1 protein-coding gene is annotated in these 852 nt (G+C 71.2%); it reads right to left on the bottom strand.

All coding sequences use genetic code 11. The features are described from left to right. Positions 1-3: 3 nt before the first annotated feature. Positions 4-851, bottom strand: a protein-coding gene (locus ETD83_RS42045; protein ID WP_407921571.1) for an IS5 family transposase whose coding sequence is annotated in 2 segments (ribosomal slippage) — positions 4-185 and positions 185-851 — 849 coding nt in all. Because the reading frame shifts where the segments join, the coding sequence is not laid out codon by codon here. Position 852: the final 1 nt, after the last annotated feature.

Below are 852 nucleotides of genomic sequence, written 5' to 3'. Positions count from 1 at the left end.
GCACTAGGCCGTGTGCCGAAGTAGGTGGAGCCATTCGTTGATGGCAGTGATCTCAAGGACGGCCTGGTAACGGACACAGAGCTTGTCGTATCTGGTGGCCACGGCCCGGTGCCGCTTGAGACGGTTGATGCCGCACTCGACGGCGTGGCGGCCGCGGTAGTCGACCGGGTCGAAGGCCGGGGGCGGCCGCCGCGGCTGCCCCGCCGCTTCCGGTGACCGGACTGGTCGGCCGGCTCTGGAATGGTGCAGGCGATACCACGGCCGCGCAGGTGAGCGCGGATCGCCCGCGACGAGTAGGCCTTATCGGCCCGGACCCGATCCGGGCGGGTGCGGGGACGGCCCCGTCCTGGCCGGGCGACCCTGATCTGGGCCATCACCGCCTCGAACTGCGGGGCGTCCCCGCGCTGCCCCGCCGTCACCACCAGCGACAACGGCCGCTGGCCCTGCTCACAGGCCAGATGCACTTTGGTCGACAACCCCCCGCGGGAGCGGCCCAGGGCGTGATCAGCGGGCTCGGTGCCCGCACCTGCGGGTGGCTCGCGCTGCAGATCACCGCGGCGGCGGGCACCGGCGGCGTGCTGGTGAGCCCGCACGATCGTGGAATCCACGTTCACCTCCCAGCCGATCAACCCGGCCGCATCCGCCCGCGTCTGCAGTCCGGCCAGGACACCTGCCCAGATGCCGGCGCGCTGCCAACGGCGAAACAGCGCAAAGACCGCGTGCCAGGAGCCGTAGTACTCCGGCACGTCCCGCCAGGGCGCACCGGTCCGCACCCGCCAGCCGATCCCATCGATGAGCTGGCGTTTGGTCCATTTCGACGGCCGACCTGTCCTCTTGCGTGGTGGAAGCAGC

Origin of the sequence: Actinomadura soli (assembly GCF_005889715.1) — a bacterium.
In the GTDB taxonomy this organism is placed as follows: Bacteria; Actinomycetota; Actinomycetes; order Streptosporangiales; family Streptosporangiaceae; genus Spirillospora; species Spirillospora soli.
This window is presented reverse-complemented; position numbering and strand designations above follow the sequence as displayed.